The following is a 16,855-nucleotide window of genomic DNA, read 5'->3' as shown; positions in this document are numbered from 1 at the left end:
TCTTTGGATGGCTCCGGGGCGTTACGGCACCGTCACCACGATCTTCCCCAGATGCTTGTTCGCCTCCATGTGCTCGAACGCCTTGTCGATGTCGTCGAACCCATAGACCTTGTCGATCGGGAGCTGCAGCTTGCGCGATTCCACCGCGCCCCAGATGTCCTTGCGGACCTCCTCGAAGATCTCGCGCACCTCCTCGATGGTGCGGGTGCGGAAGGTGACGCCGATGTAGCTGATGCGGCGGGCGGCATGGAGGTCGAAGTTGAAGTCGGCATGGGTGCCGCCGAGCCGGCCGACATTGACGATGCGGCCCAGGACCCTGGTTGCGGCGAGGTTCTGGTTGGCAACCTTGCCGGAGACCTGGTCGACGATGAGGTCGACGCCTTCGCCGTTCGTCGCCTTCAGCACCTCCTCGGCCCATTTGGGGTCCGAGGAATCGACCGCGAGGTCGGCGCCGTATTCCTTCAGCCGGCCGCGGCGGTAGGCATCGGTCGAGGAGCCGATCACGAGCTTGGCGCCCTTCAGCTTGGCGATCTGCATCGCCATCAGGCCGACGCCGGAGCTCGCGCCCTGGATCAGCACGGCCTGTCCCGGCTGCACGCCGCCGACGGTGACGACGGCATTGTGCATGGTCGCGAGCGCGACGGGCAGGGTGGCGGCCTCCTCGAAATTCATGTTCGAGGGGGCACGGAACAGCCGGCCGTGGTCGGCGAGCGTGTACTCGGCAAACGCCGCGCCGCCCGATCCCATGATGCGATCGCCGACCTTGACGCCCTTGGCGTCCGGTCCGAGCTCGGCGACCTCACCGGCCCATTCCATCCCGAGCACGGTGCCGACACCGCCGGCCGCGCCATGGGCGTGGCCCTTGCGCATGCCGGTGTCGGCGCGATTGAGCCCACAGGCACGCACGCGAACCAGCACCTGCGTGCCTTTCGGCTTAGGTTGAGGAACGTCAGAAATCTGAGCGCCATCAGGGCCGTAGACGTAAGCCTTCATCAATTGCTCTCGCTTCTTACAGTGATTATTCCGCCGCTTGCGCGCTCGGATGAACGATCATGCCTTCAAGCCTGTTCCTGATGATCGCTTCCGCTTCGCGCACGATGCGGGAGATCAGCTCGGCGCAGCTCGGGATGTCCTGGATCAGGCCCTGAACCTGGCCGGCCGACCAGATGCCTTCGTCGGAATTGCCGGTCGCGTAGACCATCTTGCCGCGGGCCCCCGCAACGAGCTCGCGGATGTCCTCGAACCTGGCGCCTTCCTTCTCCATGGCGACGACCCTGGTCGATATCTCGTTCTTGGCGACGCGGGAGGTGTTGCGCATGGTGCGGAAGATCAGCTCGGTCTCGCGCTCGTCATTGGCGACGATCTTTTCCTTGATGAGCTGGTGGATCGGGCTCTCCTTGGTTGCCATGAAGCGGGTGCCCATGTTGATGCCGTCGGCGCCCAGCGCCAGCGCGGCGACGAGGCCGCGGGCATCGGCAAACCCGCCGGAGGCGATCATCGGGATCTTGACCTTGTTGGCGGCGGCCGGGATCAGGATCAGGCCGGGGGTGTCGTCTTCGCCGGGATGGCCGGCGCATTCGAAGCCGTCGATCGAGATGGCATCGACGCCCATCCGCTCGGCCGACAGGGCGTGGCGGACGCTGGTGCATTTGTGCACGACCTTGACGCCGTGCTTTTTGAACTCGTCGACATGCTCCTGCGGCTTGTTGCCGGCGGTCTCGACCACCGTGATGCCGCTCTCGATGATGGCGGCGCGGTATTCCGCGTAAGGCGGCGGCTTGATCGCGGGCAGGATGGTGAGGTTGACGCCAAAGGGCTTGTCGGTGAGGTCACGGCAGCGCGCGATCTCCTTTGTGAGATCCTCCGGCGTCGGCTGGGTCAGCGCCGTGATGAAGCCGAGTGCGCCGGCATTGGCGACGGCCGCGACCAGCTCGGCCCGCCCGACCCACTGCATGCCGCCCTGGACGATCGGGTGCTCGACCCCGACGAGTTCAGTGAAGCGTGTCTGCAGCATGATGTGTTCCCCCCTGGGTGGCCCGCGGGCTCTGTTATCGGTTGATGGCCGGAGGATGCCGCCGGGGGTGGGAAAAGTCTATTGCGCGGGCGTGCGGTTAGGGCGGGGCGCTCATGCAGGGGATGAGGAAGATTCCGCGGGGCGGATAATTTGGATGATCTCGTGTCCCGGACGCGCTGCAACGCCTCTTGGCGTTGCGGCGCAGAGCCGGGACCCACATTCTGCGTCCGGGGCACGGATACCGAGGCTGCTGCTACTCCGCCGACAGCCGCACCATCTGCCGGCCGCCGTTCATTTCCTTGAGGCGGTTGACGAAGTTTTCTGGGCGCTGCCAGCGGTTGGGGACTTGCAGGCCCATGAACTCGGCGATGTCGCCGATGAAGCCGGTGCAGTTGGTGGTCTCGGCATTCCAGACCGGCGAGCTCGTCTGCAATTTCTTGATGTAGGCGAACACGCGCTTGGCGTCGGCCTCGTTGAGATAGACGCGATAGCTCGCGGTCAGATATTCCGGATCGAGATCGCCGTAGCTCGCGCCGGTCTCTGATGGCACCCAGGTGAGGTGACCGAGCACATAGGCCCAGGTGTCGCCGGCGGGCGTGAGCCCAGCAACCTCGACGGCGCGCTCGCTGGTCTTGCCGTACCAGACGAAGGCATGGCCCCAGCTCGCGGCCGTGCGGGCACGGAAGTCGACGTAATAGGGACCTTTCTCCGCGCGCGCGACCGGGCGCCGCGATTGCGGTGCCGGTCGCGAGGCGGTGTCGGTCGTGGCAAGCGCATTGGCGTCCGCCATGCGCTTGTTCGCTTCGTGGGCCGAAGCCGAGGGCGTCGTGCACGCGATCATGGCCGCGAGCGCGGCCCCCGCGATGATGCAGGATCCCGTTCGATCAGCTTTGTTCGTCACGCTGTGCCCCCTCGACTGCCGGCCGCTTGCGCAGATTCCGCTAATGCGTCAGTAGCGCGCTGCGACCGGGCCGGGCGCCTTGCCGATCGGGGCCTTGCCGACCGGGCTCTTGCCGATCGGCATCTTGCCGATCGGGGCCTGCTCCGCCGGATAGACCGGCACGGGCTGGCGGCGCGGCAGGTCCGCAGCGTTCGCAGCCGTCACCAGAGCAAGCGTTGCACCCAGAACAAATACGATCTTCTTCACAGTGATACCCCTAGAAGGTTGGTCCAAACACGGCCATGCCGTGCCCCCAGACACGCCTCACAAAAGGGCGGCCGAATGCGTCCAAGTTGCGGCGTGCACGGGACATGTTGGCGGCATCTATCGGGCGAACGCAGATGTGATGATGTGTCCGGATGTTTCTGGTTGGTGCGATGCCGGTCCTGCGCGGCAATCACCCGATTCGGTTCAGGCTGTTCCTGATCGTCGAGAAGATGCCGCCGATGTCCTTGCGCAAGGCATCGAGCGTGTTGAAATTGTCGAAGATGCGTGCGAGGCGGTCTTCGACTTCGCGCTTGCTCTTGGTCAGCGCGTCCACACGCGAGGCCAGGGTCACGCCGGCATTCGCCTCGATCTCGCCGACGGTTCTGGCGAGCAGGTCGCGCGTGGTGCTGACCTCGGCGATCATCGCCTCGATGCCGAACACCGGGGCCTTCAGCGGGACGAGGTCAGCCTGCGACTTCGACAGCTCGGTCTTGAAGGCGTTCAGCGTCGCCAGCGTCTCCTGCAACGCGCCGAGGCGCTGGCGCGACTGGAGCACGAAGTCGTTCAGCGCGTTCTGACGGTCGGCAAGCGACTTGCCGTCGCGGTCGGTTTCGACCTCGGCGAGCGAGCGCTCGAGCTGGGCTCGGCGTTGACCGAGCTCCTCGAAGTCGAGCCGGACGGCCTTGAGGATGTTGAAACTGTCGTCGATGCGGGCGAGGCGCTGCTCGATCTCGATCTTGTTCTTCGACAGCGTCTCGACCCGGCTGGCGAGCGGCGCCTCGCCGCTGGTCTCTAGCTCGTCGATGCTTTTGGCCAGGCGGTCATGGCTGAGGGCGAGCTCGCCGATCAGCGCATTGATACCGGCGTCGTTCGAGCGCGGCGGCACCAGCTCGGCATGGGATTTCGCCAGATCTTCCTTGTACCGGTCCAGGGTTGCGAAAATGTGCTGGACCGTGTTCACCCGCGTCAGCAGCGCCGATACGTCGCGCGCGATCTCCTTGAGCCGGTCGCCGAGGTTGTTCTTGCGGTCGTCGGTCTCGAGGTCGTGCAGGGAGCGTTCGAGCTGGTTCTGGCGGTCGCGGATCTCGGTGAAGACGGGCTCGACCGCGCGGCGCTGATCGGCGACCTTGCCGACCATCTCGCGCAGCGCCTGCTGGCGGCGGCGAATCTCGGCGAGCTGGTCATGCATATCGGTGGATTCGTTGCGGCCCTGCTGCAGCAGCGCGCGCTGCTCGGTCTCGCCCAGCTTGCCGTCGAGGGCGGAGACCGCCTCCCTGGGGTCGCTCTCGATCAGGTGCTGGACGGTGGCGTCGAGGTGGTTTTGCAGGGCATGGGCGACGACGACGTCCTCACGGGTCTTCCTGAGGCGGTCGCGCAGGGTGTCGAGGCGCCGGTCCTGGCGCGACAAGCGCCAGGCGCTTGCGCCGATCAGCGCCAGGGCGGCGGTCAGGATCGTGCCCGTCGCGATACGTTGCGGCATGGGCAGGCCCGCGAACCAGGCGGACAGGTGGCTGATATCGTAACCGAACGCCTGCTGGACCAAAAACGCGATGGCGGCCAGCAGGACGAACCAGGCACCCAGGAAAAACAGCCACATCGTGAATTCCTCACGCCGGCACAATGTTGCCATAGTTGCTATTGGAGAGCGGAACCGAGATCAAGGGGTGCGGCTGTTGCCGGATGTGTCCAGTCGCACGAATCCACCGCCGGTTGCGTCGGCCGACCGATGGAGCGGCTTGGCGAGGTGCCGGGTTTTCCCGATTGGTTGGGGCCGTGGCTGCCAACTATCCTCAGCGGTCATTCCGGGCTCGCGACTTCGTCGCGCCCCGGAATGACGGAGAGGGTGGGATTCGTAGACCGCATGCAGGTAGCGCCATGCGGGACCACGCCAACGTCTGTCCCGGATGTCAGTCCGGACTACGGCGTCCTGCTCGCTATCACTTCCCGAGGAAGTTCGAACGCATCTTGTCGGCGAACCAGACCACGAAGATCGCAGCGAACGCGAGGGCAAAGTAGAGAGCCGTCCACAAAAGTGCATTAGTGGCATTCGTCATGGCGTCCTCCCTTGCATCAGACATCGATCTGTTGCCGGGAAGGATAATGGCGACCGCGACGGCGCGATTTGCGCAGGATCAATTTTGCCGCGCTGCGGCGAAATGGCCGGCGAGCCTTCATTCCGAGGTCACGATGGAGTTGCGCCCGGGAATGAAGGAGCCGCTACAGCCGGAATTCGTTGGTGAGCTCGCCGATGCCGTCGATCGCGACGGTCACCATGTTCACCGGCTCCTTCATCACGCCGACGCCAACCGATGTCCCGACCGCGATGAGGTCGCCGGGGAGCAGCGTCATGTCGTGCGAAATCCAGCTGACCAGCTCCTGCGCCGAGAAGATCATGTCCGAGATCGGATAGTTCTGCCGCTCGGCGCCGTTGAGGATGGTGCGCACAACGAGCTTGGCTGGATCGAGGCCAGTCGCGATCACGGGGCCGAACGGGCCGTAATCGTCGATCCCCTTGGCGCGGGCCCACTGGGGAAAGGTGGGATCGCGGGTCAGGATATCGTTGGCGGTGATGTCGTTGACGCAGGTGTAGCCGAAGATGAAGCCGTCCGCTTCCGCGGGCGAGACGCGGGCGCAGGTCTTGCCGATGACGATGCCGAGCTCGCCCTCATAGGTGGTCTTGCCGTCATAATAAGAGGGGCGGCGGACCACCGCGCCGGGCGCGGCGATGGTGGTGGTGGCCTTGAGCAGATAGAGCGGCTCCGGCGGCTCGGGCTGGTTCAGCTTGGCTGCGAGCGCGTGGAAATTATTCCAGAGCGCCACGATCTTGCTTGGCGCGCAGGGCGCGAGCAACTCGACCTCCGACAGGGCCAGCGTCTTGCCGGTGGCGGCATGGCGGCCGAACATCTCGCCCTCATGGACGCTGATGCCTGATGCAGTCAGCGTGCCGAAACCGGTCGCGCCGCTATGACGGAAGCGTAGCCAGTGTTTCATCTCGCCCGCCATCACGCCACCGCCAGTGCGCGGGGATCGCCGGGTGCCGCGACGCCGTCATAGAGGCCGGCGATGCGGGCGCGCTGGGTCACCATCGCCAGCACTGAGTCGAGTGCGGGCGTGGCGATGCCGGTGAGGCGGCCCATCTCCTGCACCACGGTGACGAGCGGGTCGATCTCCATCGGGCGGCCACGCTCGAGATCCTGGAGCATCGAGGTCTTGTGCGCACCGACCTTGCGGGCGCCCTCGATGCGGCGCTCGACGTCGACGCGGAATTTGACGCCGAAGGTCTCGGCGATGCCTTGCGTCTCCACCATGATCGCGCGCGACAGCGCACGCGTGGACGGATCGGTGCAGATCACGTCGAGGGTTGCGTGGGTCAGCGCGCTGATCGGATTGAAGCAGACGTTACCCCAGAGCTTGAGCCAGATCTCGTCGCGGATGCGATCGAGCACCGGCGCCTTGAGGCCGGCCGCGACGAAGAGATCGGCGAGGCGCTGCACGTCGGAGGTGATCTCGCCGGAGGGCTCGCCGAGCGGGAAATTGTTGCCGTAGACGTGGCGGATCACACCAGGCGCTTCGATTTCGGTGGCGGGATAGACGATGCAGCCGATGGCGCGCTCGGCGCCGATCTCGCGCCACTGCCGTCCGCCGGGATCGATGCTCTCCAGCGTCGAATTCTCGTATTGGCCGCCATGCTTGTAGAAATACCAATAGGGGATGCCGTTGACGGCGGTGACGATGCGGGTGTGCGGCCCGAGCAGCGGCTGCATCTTCTCGATCACGCCGGTGATCGAATGCGCCTTCAGCGTGATGATGATGTAGTCCTGCACGCCGAGCTCGGCGGGATCGTCGGTGCAGCGCGGATGCACGGTGTGCGTCTCCTCGCCCGCGAGCAGCGTCAGGCCGCGCTCGCGCATCGCCGCAAGGTGCGCGCCGCGGGCGACGAGACTGACGTCCGCGCCAGCGCGCGCGAGCTGAACCCCGAGATATCCGCCGATCGCGCCGGCGCCGTAGATGCAGATCTTCATGAAATCCTCGCGAGCAGTGACCGGAATTTGGGGACGAAAGATCCGGTCCGGCTCAGAAGGATCCGAGCCGGGGCCGGTAGTCGCAGGGGAAGTGTGTGCCCTAAAGCGCGATGCGCTTCAGGCTATTGCTTGAGCATGATCTTGTCGGAAAACCGCTACGCACTTTGCGCTGACGCGGCCCTCCGGGTCCGGATCATGCTTTAGGCGGCCGCTTGCGGCGTGCCGTTGAGCGCCTCGTCGACGGCAGCGGCGATGTCGCGCATGCTGATGACGGAGACGAGGCTGTAATCGTCGATCACGGGCAGATGGCGGATGTGATGACGGTTCATCAGGTGCCGCACGTGCTCGATCGTGTCCGAGGAGGTGCAGGAGACGAGCTGCTGCACCGACACGAGCTGCGAGACCTTGACGTTGATGGCATTGGCGCCGTGCTCGGCAACCGCACGCACCACGTCGCGCTCGGTGAACATGCCGACCGCGGTGTTGCCTTCAGAGCGCACCACGTCCTTGACTACCAGCGCGCTGATGTTGTTGGCGCGCATCAGCTTGGCGGCGATACCCACCGTTTCGTTCATTCGCACCGTTACAACGCGCGGCGTCTTCTTGCGCAGAATGTCTCCGACCAGCATGGCGACCTCCCTGGGTGAATGATGAGGGAAGTGTGGTATACATAATGCCAATCGTCAAGCACTCGATTTGGCTGATCCGAAAAATCTTGCGGCAGCAATGCTGACGTTTGTCGCGCGCCCAAAAGAAAAAGGGGCGCATCGCTGCGCCCCTTTTTTGACCGACGTGACAGGCGTGTGGTCGCTACGCCGTCTCGGTCTTGGCTGCGCCGGTTGCGGTGCTCGCGCTCTCGGCTTCCTTGCCGAGGATGAAGGAGCGGCGCAGCGGCTTGATCACGAACAGCGCCATCAGCGCCGCCGTCGCGTTCAGCGCCACCGCGACCACGAACACGGCCTTCCAGCCATAGGCGGTCGAGATCACGCTGGCGAGCGGGACGAGCAGGGAGGCGGTGCCCTTCGCAGTGTAGAGCATGCCGTTGTTGGTGGTTGCGAATTTCGAGCCGAAGGTATCGCCGCAGGTGGCGGGAAACAGCGAGTAGATCTCGCCGAAGACGCCGAAGTAGACCGCAGTCGCGAGCACGAACACGATCGGGATGTGACCATAGGCCGACAGCGTCAACAGCATGAGCGCCGCCGTGCCGAAGGCGATGAACATGGTGTGCTCGCGGCCGATCGTGTCGGACACGAAGCCGAAGAACGGACGGCCAAAGCCGTCGAAGATGCGGTCGAGCGAGATCGCGAAGGTCAGGGCCGCCATCTGGAAGCCGGCGAGAGTGACCGGCGTGTCGGCGATCTTGAAGTCGTGCGCGATCGGCGCGATCTGCGCCGCGGTCATCAGGCCGCCGGAGGCGACCATCACGAAGACGAGATACATCACCCAGAAAATAGGGGTGCGCAGCACTTGCGGCGGGGTGAAGTCGATCTTGGTCTGCGGCAGATTGAGCTGCTTCTTCTTCGGCGGGATCGAGATCCGCGGCGGCTGGATGAAGAAGGCGAGTACGAACACGATCACGCCCTGGCCGATGCCGAAGACGAGGAAGGCGTGCTGATAGCCGCTCGATGCGATCATGGTCGCGATCGGTACGATGGTGAGGGCTGCGCCCGCGCCGAAGCCGGCAGCCGTTGCGCCGGCGGCGAGGCCGCGACGATCGGGGAACCATTTCAGCGCATTGCCGACGCAGGTGCCGTATACCGCGCCCGCGCCCATGCCGCCGATCACGGCCGCGGTGTAGAGCAGGGGAAGGCTATCGGCGTAGGAGTTGAGCACCCAGGACAGCGCGATCATCACGCCGCCGAACATGATGACGATGCGCGGGCCGTACTTGTCGACGAACCAGGCCTCGATCGGCACCAGCCAGGTCTCGGTGACGACGAAGATGGTGAAAGCGAGCTGGATCGCGGCGCGTCCCCAATGGTGGGTCGCATCGATCGGATCGACGAACAGCGTCCAGCCATATTGCAGGTTGGCGATCATCGCCATGCAGACGATGCCCATCACGAGCTGGAGCCAACGGAAACCGGTGCGAAGAGGCGCAGCTGTGACGGCGCCGTCCGTGCTGGAAATCATCAAGAACCTCCCAACGCGCCTGATTGATTGCGACCAGGGATTGCAAGATGACCCGGTGTCGCAAATGTTGTGGCTTATCGTCGCAAGCGCGGCGGGCAGCTTGGTATACCATATTCCAGATTGCAAGTCCTATCTCGCATCTCGCGCCAAAAAATGCACGGTTCCGTTCGGATTACCGGAATCGAAACGGCTTCGGACAAACGAAAACGCCCGGCCGCGAGGCCGGGCGTTGTTGTCAGGAGTTGCTGTGTGAAGCGTGTCAGAGGGTCGATTTCGCGACCACGACCTTGCGCCAGGGTTTCAGCACCGCGATCGCCAGCAGCGAGGCCAAGATGTTGGCGCCGGCCGCGATGATGAACACGTTGTCCCAATTGCCCGAGTTCTGCTGCATCAGGTTCGCGACCGGAACCAGCAGCGCGGCGGTGCCCTTCGCGGTGTAGAGCAGGCCCGCATTGGTGGTCGCGAACTTGGCGCCGAACGTGTCGGTGCAGGTCGAGGGGAACAGCGAGTAGATCTCGCCCCAGGCGAAGAACACGAAGCCCGAGAGCAGCACGAACCAGACCGGATCGTGGCCCCAGAGGTAGAGCATCCAGATGCCGAAGCCTTCCATGCCGAAGGCGATGAACATCGTGTTCTCGCGGCCGATCATGTCGGAGATCCAGCCGAAGAACGGACGCGTCAGGCCGTTGAGCACGCGGTCGATGGTCGCTGCGAAGGTCACCGCGGTCATCGTCACCGCCATCAGCGTCACCGGCACGCTGTCGACCTTCCAGTCAACCGCGATCGGCTTCAGGTTCGCGGTGACCATCAGTCCACCCGCGCCGACGATCACGAACATGAAGTACATCAGCCAGAAGATCGGCTGGCGCAGCACTTCGGTCGGCTGATAGTTGCGCCGAGTCTGGATGATATTGGCATTCGCCACCACGCTCGGCACCTGGCCCGGCTTCGGCGCGAGCAGGAAGAAGGCGAGGATGCAGATGATGATGCCTTGTCCGAGGCCGAAATAGAGGAAGGTGGTCTGGAATCCACTGTCCTTGATCATGGCCTGGATCGGCGCGACGGTGAGGGCGGAGCCTGCACCAAAGCCCGCGGCCGTGATGCCGGCAGCAAGACCGCGCTTGTCCGGAAACCACTTCAGCGCGTTGCCGACGCAGGTGCCGTAGACGCCGCCGGCGCCGATGCCCGCGATGATCATGCCGAGATAGTAGCCGTTTAGCGAGGTCGCCTGCGCATTGATGGCCCAGCCGATGGCGCAGAGCACGCCGCCGACGAGGACGACGATGCGCGGACCGTATTTGTCGACGAACCAGCCTTCGATCGGTACGAGCCAGGTCTCGAACAACACAAAGAGCGTAAAGGCCCATTGGATCGACGCGCGATCCCAGCCGAACTTCTTCTGGATGTCTGGGACGAAGAACGTCCAGCCGTACTGATAATTGGCGATCATCACCATGGCCGCTACACCGATCGCCAATTGCGCCCAGCGATACGTGTCGCTGACGCGCGCGGCTGTAGGGGCCGTTGCCTGCACCATGTCCGTCATAAAGCCTCCCGTGGCGCCTCTAATTTTTCTGCGAGCGCTGGAGCGGCATTCTTGTATTCATTATGCCAAGGTTCAAGCGCTGGTCCGGCCACCGTGCGCAAATGCCGCAGCACCTTGTCTGGTCGCGGCTGTGACTCGGGACAGCACAAGTAGAAATGGCCCCGTCCTGCGGGGCCATTCATCAAAAGTAGCATGTGGATCGGTCTGAAACCGTCGCGCCGGATGGCAGCGCGGGAAAGTGCCCGGCTTACAGGCCGAAACGCGGCAGGTCGCCGTTGTGATTCGAGATCTCGGCGCTCGCCATCAGGAGGCGGTCGATCGCAGCCATCAGACGGGCGAACAGCGAGGAGGAGGGCGCGAGAGCGACGGAGGCGGTCTTGGACATCGGAAATTCCTTTCTCGAGACAGTCAGTGTTGCTGTCTCATTTCGAAAGGCAATCTATGTATACCAGATGCCAGTGTCTATGCGCTTGTTTGCATGGCAGCATGCAGTCTCTCGCATTGCAGCATAATGATGCGTTAAAGCGCCCGGTTCGGGCTTAAAATTGCAAAACGGCGGCCAAAACGACGCATTGGCGCGGATTTGACCGGGATCACCCTAGGTCCGGGCCTTGGCAGGGCAGGTCAAAGCCGTTAGTGCTCTGCCCCCTTTTCCAATCAACTGTCAGAGTGGTTCATGTCGAGCGCCTCGGCCGCCGTCTCGATCGGCATCGATTTTGGGACCAGCAACACGGTCGTCGCGCTTGCGGCGGACGACCGCCGGGTCGAGGCCATCCGCTTCGACCATGGCGGCCAGCGCCACAGCGTCTACGTCTCGGCCCTGTGCTTCTGGGAGGACCGGCCGGGCGCCGGCGCCCAGGCCGAGGGCGGCCCGTGGGCGATCGAGACCTTCCTGGAAGGCCGCCACGTCTACCGCTTCCTCCAGTCCTTCAAGACCTTTGCGGCGAGCTCGAGCTTCCAGACCACGCAGGTGTTCCGGCAACGCTTCAAGTTTGAGGACATCCTGGCGGCGTTCCTGCGCACCCTGGCGCGCCATGGCGGCGAAAAGTTCGGCTTCGAGACATCGAACATCACCGTCGGCCGCCCGGTGCACTTTGCCGGCGGCAATCCCGACGAGGCGCTGGCGATGCAGCGCTATCGCGCCGCGTTCGAGCGTCTCGGCGCCGGCCACGCGCGCTATGTCTATGAGCCCGTGGGCGCGGCGTTCTCCTTCGCCCGCCGGCTGGAGCGCGATGCGACCGTGCTGGTTGCGGATTTTGGCGGCGGCACCAGCGACTTCTCGGTGATGCGCTTCTCGCGCGCCGGCGGCACGCTTCGCGCCGAGCCGCTGGGACATGCCGGCATCGGCATTGCCGGCGACACCTTCGACTATCGCATCGTCGACCACGTCGTCTCGCCGCGGCTCGGCAAGGGCTCGAGCTTCCGCTCGTTCGACAAGGTGCTGCCGGTCCCGAGCGGCCACTACACCAACCTTGCGCGCTGGCATCAGCTCGCGATGATGAAGAGCAATGGCGATCTCCGGGAGCTCCGCGAGCTCGCGCGCACCGCGCTGAAGCCGAAGCTGCTCGAGGATTTCATCACCATCGTCGATCTCGATCTCGGCTTCTCGCTGTACCGCGCGGTGTCCGATGCCAAGGTCGCGCTGTCGGCGCAGGACGAGGTGGACTTCCGTTTCAAGGGCGGCGGCGTCGACATCGGTTCGACCATCGCGCGGAAGAACTTTGAATCCTGGATTGCCGACGACATCGCCCGGTTAGGGGCCACCGTCGACAAGGTGCTGACTGAGGCCGGCATCACCGCGCGCGAGGTGGAGAAGGTGTTCTTGACCGGCGGCACCTCGTTCGTGCCCGCGGTGCGAAAGCTGTTCGCCGACCGCTTCGGTAACGAGCGGCTGATGTCGGGCGACCAGTTCGAGTCGATCGCCTATGGCCTCGCGTTGATCGGGCACAGTCCCGACCCGGACCGCTGGACCGCGGATGGCGGGCTCAAGCAGAAGGGCGCGTAGCCCAGTTACGATCAACCGGTGCCGTAGGGTGGGCAAAGGCGCGGAGCGCCGTGCCCACGATCTTTCCGAGGTTGAAAGAGATTGGTGGGCACGCTGCGCTTTGCCCACCCTACGATACTGATGTCGCTGCTACTGATTGATCTCCGGCTCGACCAGCCGCGCCAGATTGCGCAGCGACTCCTGCCAGCCGAGATAGCAGGCCTCCGCCGGAATGACGTCGGGGATGCCGGCCTGCGTGATGTCGACCTCGGTGCCGACCGACACCTTCTTCAGGATCACGGTCACCTGGATCTCACCCGGCAGATTGGGATCATCGAACTTGTCGGTGTAGCGCAGGCGCTCGCCGGGCACGAGCTCGAGATATTCGCCGCCGAACGAATGGCTGTTGCCCGTGGTGAAATTCCGGAACGACATCTTGAACGTGCCGCCGACCCTGGGCTCGAAATGATGCACGGTGCAGGTGAAGCCGTTCGGCGGCAGCCATTTCGCCATCGCATCGGCCTCGAGGAAGGCGCGATAGATCTTCTCGGGGCTGGTGGCGAGAACGCGGTGCAGTCGTACAGTGCTGGGCATGTTCGTCATTCCTCGTGCAGTGATGGGCCGACGTTCGCGCTTTAAGGCCCGTTGATGTCTAGATGACGAACGAGGGGCTGCCGATCCGACACGTCACCGCAGATAAAAGAGATCGCAGACAAAAGAGCCGCCGGAACCGGCGGCTTTGACGTTGCGCTCGCCGATCGGCCGCTCACCGTGTCCAATCTTCACCCGCGCACAACGTTCCCATGCAGCCCTGGACGTTGAGATTGCCCGACGGCAGCAAGGTCACCGTGCTCGCATAGGTCTTGCCGTCGTCGGCATTGTAGATCCGGCCCGACCATTTGTTGGCGCCGGCGGCCTGCATGTCGATGAACAGGGAGATGCCGACGATCTTCCGGCCGCGCAGCGCCGGATCGGAATTGTGGTCGTCGAGCTGCGGCTTGCCCGTCTTCTTGTCGATCGGCTCCTTCAGCCAGACGACGCGGCCGCACAGCGCATTGCCGCAGCGGCTCACCTTGATCTTCGCATCGCCCGACTGGGTCAGCCAGACGCCGCCGGGATCGCCCGCCGCTGCGGCTTCGGCATTTCCGAGCGGCGAGATGGACAACATGGCTGCGAGCACGTGCCGGACGAGGGTGGAACGCATGGGGGCTCCATATCGGATTAATTATCATGAATTATTTCATGATAAACAATCAATATATCGCGCTTAAGGTTGAGTCAAGCTGATGGAACGGGCATACTGGTCCCCATAGATGACCCTTGCATTGCGGAGTGGCTGGAGATGGATGCGGTGAGGACGTCGGTGCGCGAGGCCCGGCAGCGCTGGTTTCGACGCCTCGATCTTGCGTTCTGGATGATCTGGGCGGCATTCCCGGTGGTGATATGGCTTGCCTATCGCCACAACACGACCGCCTCCGCGTCGATTGCGGCCAGCCTCAGTCCCGAGCAGGCGAAATGCGCGGGCATCGTCACCAACCCGCTCGACATGTCGCGCAAGGGGCAGATGCTGTTCTGGACGTTATTTTTGTTTCAGCTGTCGTTCTTTGCCGTGTTCACCGGCATCCTTCACCGCATGGTGCATCGATTCGCGCGCGGCCGGATCTTCGTGTCCGAGACGCTCCAGGGTGTGTGGTGGATGGGGATCATTCTGGTGATCTGGCCGTTCATCGACCTGATCACTGGCAATACGGTGGCTTATGCCTTGCACGAGATCGGCGACGTCAAGTTCTTCCTGCCGTCCTACAATGTCGACATCGGCACGATCGCGGGCGGGGTGTTCCTGATGGCGCTGAAATTCGTCATCGAGCACGCCATCCTGCTGCAGTCCGAAAACGAACTGACGATCTGAGGTGAATGCTTGTGCCGATCGTCGTGAACCTCGATGTCATGCTTGCGAAGCGGAAGCGCCGCCTCGGGGATCTCGCCGATGCCATCGGCATCTCCATCCAGAACCTGTCGATCCTGAAGACCGGCAAGGCGAGGGCGATGCGTTTCTCGACCCTGGCCGCGATCTGCCGCGAGCTCGACTGTCAGCCCGGCGACATCCTCGAATATGTCGCGGGCGAGGAGAGCGATGCGGGCGAGGGGAGCTGAGCTCACACCTGGCGGGTCTTGTCCGCCTTGGTCTTGGATGCGAGGACCTGGAAGACATCCCCCATGCGCAGTGCCCGGCCATCGGGGAAGGCGGACATCCTGAGGCTCGACGTATGCGTCGCGCCGTCGACCGGAGAGATGAAGGCAAACTGGATCTCGATCTTGTGCTTGATCTCGTAGCCCTGCCATTTCGGGTGCTCGCGCGTCAGCAGCTCGGCGAGCTCACAGCGCAGCATGTCGGAGGTCGACGTGGTCTTGGAGAGAATGCCGCGCTCGACCTTCTCCAGGTAGCACTGCTCGGTCACGGTGCTGACATGCGCGTTGACGCGCTGAAAATTCGTCTTCTTGTCGTACTGATCGTAGGCGGCAAAGCCGGCAATGCCTGCGGCAACCAATCCAAAGAACGCGAGACGCATGCTGATGCTCCCGTTTTAATGGGCGCACCTTCGAGCGTCAGTCATTAAGGGCGACTGAATCCGCTTCGATAGTTTTTGCGACGGGAAACGCCCATCTGACGACAACGCGCTCAATTGAATCAAATTGGCTTGGCGGGATTCCGCGCCGGAGCGTGGGTCGAGCTACCGCGGCGGCCGACGTAAGTCAGCGCGAACTGAATTAGCGGCCCGAAAGCCGGGATCGTGGATCTTACAGGCCGGAGGCCATCCCAAATCGGCCAAGGCCAGGTAGCTTGAGTGCCGGACGCCGGATGTCGAAACCGAGCACGGCGCCAAAGAAATTGATCTCCACACCCTCGACCCAGCCGATCGAGAAGCCGATGTATCCAGCAAGCGAAGCATAGATGCCGGTGCCTGACGCGGTGACACCGAGCCATTTGCCGGTGTAGGGGAAGTCCTTGCCGATCGCAGTCGGCGGCAGGACTGCGCGGAGCTCGGGGACGGAGTCGAGTGCGGCCTGCACGAAGGTGTTCGAGTTGGGGCCAGGCCAGGCGCTATAATCCCCGTAGGAACGGAACCTGTAGTTTTCGATCACATCCCGTATCTTGGGGATCAGCGCTTCCGCGCGCTCTCCATCCACGGCGACGATGGTTTCGGGCAAAGCGCCGAACCACCGCCCATCCGGAGCGAAGCCGTTGGTGCGGATCGGCTCGCCCCAGGCCGTGTAGTCATATCGGGTGTAGGTCGCCGCATGCTTCTCCTTCACGACGATCCAGGTGTGAACGGCAAAGATGCTGCGCCATCTGACGGTTCTTGCCGCGAAGACCCGTATCGTGGCTTCGGGACGATCCGCCGCGGCGGGGAGAAGACCGGCGCTCGACCGGTCGGCCAACTGCCAATTCCCGCGGCCATCGCCCAAGAAGAAATATCGCGCCGCTGACGCAGCGAGAGGCGCAAACAGGAGGAACAGAAAGATGAGCAAGTGTTTCTTCAAGGGAGCGGTGCGGCGGGATCTTCCACGATCATATAGGTCGCAAGGATGCTGCCGCCATAGCTGCTCCAGCCGATCGGTTCCGCTGGATCAAGTGACCGAGGGAGTGTGAAGCCTGGCTGGTTGTTCGAGAGGAGAATCTGCATGGACATGAAGGAAGCCTCGGCGATGACGGAGGCCTCGGGATTGGCGAATGAAGAGGGCATAGGGCGAACCTCAGGATTGAACAGGCCAACAGAGAAAGCAGGGGAGAGCCGTCGGCCGGTCCACTCGCCTTCCTCGGATCCTGCGATGCGATGGGCCGAGCAGTTGCGAGAGGTAACGATGAGGGCGCCTTTGCGGTCGCTGCTTGCTGCTTTCCTGGTCGGAGCATGGATCGCACGCCGGCGATAGGAGCGGCGACTTGCGCGCATCACGATGAGGGAGCTCCAGACACTTCGAAAGGTAGGTGACGTGGCCAAGCGCGAAC

General features: G+C 63.7%; 19 protein-coding genes. 3 read left to right on the top strand and 16 right to left on the bottom strand.

What is annotated here, in order from left to right; translation table 11 throughout:
• Nucleotides 1–21 precede the first annotated feature (21 nt).
• The 11 genes from BRAGE_RS0123000 to BRAGE_RS55970 all read right to left on the bottom strand — a co-directional run bounded on the left by BRAGE_RS0123000 (nt 22) and on the right by BRAGE_RS55970 (nt 11,247).
• Nucleotides 22–993, bottom strand: coding sequence for a zinc-binding dehydrogenase (locus BRAGE_RS0123000; protein ID WP_027558833.1), 972 nt, complete (start codon nt 991–993; stop codon nt 22–24).
• Between the two features lie 25 nt (nt 994–1,018).
• A complete protein-coding gene (locus BRAGE_RS0122995) occupies nt 1,019–2,014 on the bottom strand; it encodes an NAD(P)H-dependent flavin oxidoreductase (protein ID WP_027558834.1) in 996 nt (331 codons plus the stop codon).
• Nucleotides 2,015–2,267: 253 nt separating this feature from the next.
• A complete protein-coding gene (locus BRAGE_RS0122990; protein WP_027558835.1) occupies nt 2,268–2,915 on the bottom strand; it encodes a hypothetical protein in 648 nt (215 codons plus the stop codon).
• Nucleotides 2,916–2,963: 48 nt separating this feature from the next.
• A complete protein-coding gene (locus BRAGE_RS0122985; protein ID WP_018647766.1) occupies nt 2,964–3,167 on the bottom strand; it encodes a hypothetical protein in 204 nt (67 codons plus the stop codon).
• 184 nt (nt 3,168–3,351) lie between these two features.
• Nucleotides 3,352–4,758 (bottom strand): hypothetical protein, encoded by a 1,407-nt coding sequence (locus BRAGE_RS0122980; RefSeq protein ID WP_027558836.1) that lies wholly within the window; start codon nt 4,756–4,758, stop codon nt 3,352–3,354.
• A gap of 620 nt (nt 4,759–5,378) precedes the next feature.
• A complete protein-coding gene (locus BRAGE_RS0122970) occupies nt 5,379–6,152 on the bottom strand; it encodes a fumarylacetoacetate hydrolase family protein (protein ID WP_035731435.1) in 774 nt (257 codons plus the stop codon).
• 11 nt (nt 6,153–6,163) lie between these two features.
• Entirely contained in the window at nt 6,164–7,183 is a 1,020-nt protein-coding gene (locus BRAGE_RS0122965) for a 2-dehydropantoate 2-reductase (RefSeq protein WP_027558838.1), read from the bottom strand.
• A gap of 200 nt (nt 7,184–7,383) precedes the next feature.
• On the bottom strand, nt 7,384–7,812 hold the full coding sequence (locus tag BRAGE_RS0122960) for a CBS domain-containing protein (RefSeq protein ID WP_027558839.1): 429 nt from the start codon (nt 7,810–7,812) through the stop codon (nt 7,384–7,386).
• Nucleotides 7,813–7,993: 181 nt separating this feature from the next.
• Nucleotides 7,994–9,316, bottom strand: a complete 1,323-nt coding sequence (oxlT, locus tag BRAGE_RS0122955; RefSeq protein ID WP_027558840.1) for an oxalate/formate MFS antiporter — start codon at nt 9,314–9,316, stop codon at nt 7,994–7,996.
• Between the two features lie 259 nt (nt 9,317–9,575).
• Nucleotides 9,576–10,862 (bottom strand): oxalate/formate MFS antiporter, encoded by a 1,287-nt coding sequence (gene oxlT, locus BRAGE_RS0122950; RefSeq protein ID WP_027558841.1) that lies wholly within the window; start codon nt 10,860–10,862, stop codon nt 9,576–9,578.
• A 247-nt stretch (nt 10,863–11,109) separates the two neighbouring features.
• Complete coding sequence (locus BRAGE_RS55970) at nt 11,110–11,247, bottom strand: hypothetical protein (protein ID WP_167336519.1); 138 nt, start codon at nt 11,245–11,247, stop codon at nt 11,110–11,112.
• A gap of 291 nt (nt 11,248–11,538) precedes the next feature.
• On the opposite strand from BRAGE_RS55970, the gene BRAGE_RS0122940 reads away from it, so the two are divergent.
• Nucleotides 11,539–12,867: an Hsp70 family protein gene (locus tag BRAGE_RS0122940; protein ID WP_027558842.1), complete on the top strand. Its 1,329-nt coding sequence runs from the start codon at nt 11,539–11,541 to the stop codon at nt 12,865–12,867.
• Between the two features lie 129 nt (nt 12,868–12,996).
• On the opposite strand, the gene BRAGE_RS0122935 is transcribed toward BRAGE_RS0122940, so the two are convergent.
• Both BRAGE_RS0122935 and BRAGE_RS0122930 read right to left on the bottom strand, forming a co-directional pair.
• Entirely contained in the window at nt 12,997–13,440 is a 444-nt protein-coding gene (locus BRAGE_RS0122935) for an SRPBCC family protein (RefSeq protein ID WP_027558843.1), read from the bottom strand.
• Nucleotides 13,441–13,612: 172 nt separating this feature from the next.
• Nucleotides 13,613–14,050, bottom strand: coding sequence for a DUF2147 domain-containing protein (locus BRAGE_RS0122930; protein ID WP_027558844.1), 438 nt, complete (start codon nt 14,048–14,050; stop codon nt 13,613–13,615).
• Nucleotides 14,051–14,188: 138 nt separating this feature from the next.
• Between BRAGE_RS0122930 and BRAGE_RS0122925 the strand changes: the two genes are divergently transcribed.
• Both BRAGE_RS0122925 and BRAGE_RS0122920 read left to right on the top strand, forming a co-directional pair.
• Complete coding sequence (locus BRAGE_RS0122925) at nt 14,189–14,755, top strand: DUF2975 domain-containing protein (RefSeq protein WP_027558845.1); 567 nt, start codon at nt 14,189–14,191, stop codon at nt 14,753–14,755.
• Nucleotides 14,756–14,766: 11 nt separating this feature from the next.
• A complete protein-coding gene (locus BRAGE_RS0122920; RefSeq protein ID WP_027558846.1) occupies nt 14,767–15,000 on the top strand; it encodes a helix-turn-helix domain-containing protein in 234 nt (77 codons plus the stop codon).
• 2 nt (nt 15,001–15,002) lie between these two features.
• On the opposite strand, the gene BRAGE_RS0122915 is transcribed toward BRAGE_RS0122920, so the two are convergent.
• The 3 genes from BRAGE_RS0122915 to BRAGE_RS54725 all read right to left on the bottom strand — a co-directional run bounded on the left by BRAGE_RS0122915 (nt 15,003) and on the right by BRAGE_RS54725 (nt 16,802).
• Nucleotides 15,003–15,416, bottom strand: a complete 414-nt coding sequence (locus tag BRAGE_RS0122915) for a hypothetical protein (protein WP_027558847.1) — start codon at nt 15,414–15,416, stop codon at nt 15,003–15,005.
• A 229-nt stretch (nt 15,417–15,645) separates the two neighbouring features.
• Entirely contained in the window at nt 15,646–16,377 is a 732-nt protein-coding gene (locus tag BRAGE_RS0122910) for a DUF3750 domain-containing protein (protein WP_027558848.1), read from the bottom strand.
• Between the two features lie 8 nt (nt 16,378–16,385).
• Nucleotides 16,386–16,802 carry a hypothetical protein gene (locus BRAGE_RS54725; RefSeq protein WP_156950871.1) on the bottom strand — a complete coding sequence of 139 codons (417 nt, stop codon included), beginning with the start codon at nt 16,800–16,802 and terminating at the stop codon, nt 16,386–16,388.
• Between the last annotated feature and the right edge of the window lie 53 nt (nt 16,803–16,855).

The organism is Bradyrhizobium genosp. SA-4 str. CB756 (assembly GCF_000473125.1).
GTDB lineage: Bacteria > Pseudomonadota > Alphaproteobacteria > Rhizobiales > Xanthobacteraceae > Bradyrhizobium > Bradyrhizobium arachidis.
The sequence above is the reverse complement of the archived record's forward strand: the minus strand, read 5'-3'. Positions and strand labels throughout refer to the sequence as shown.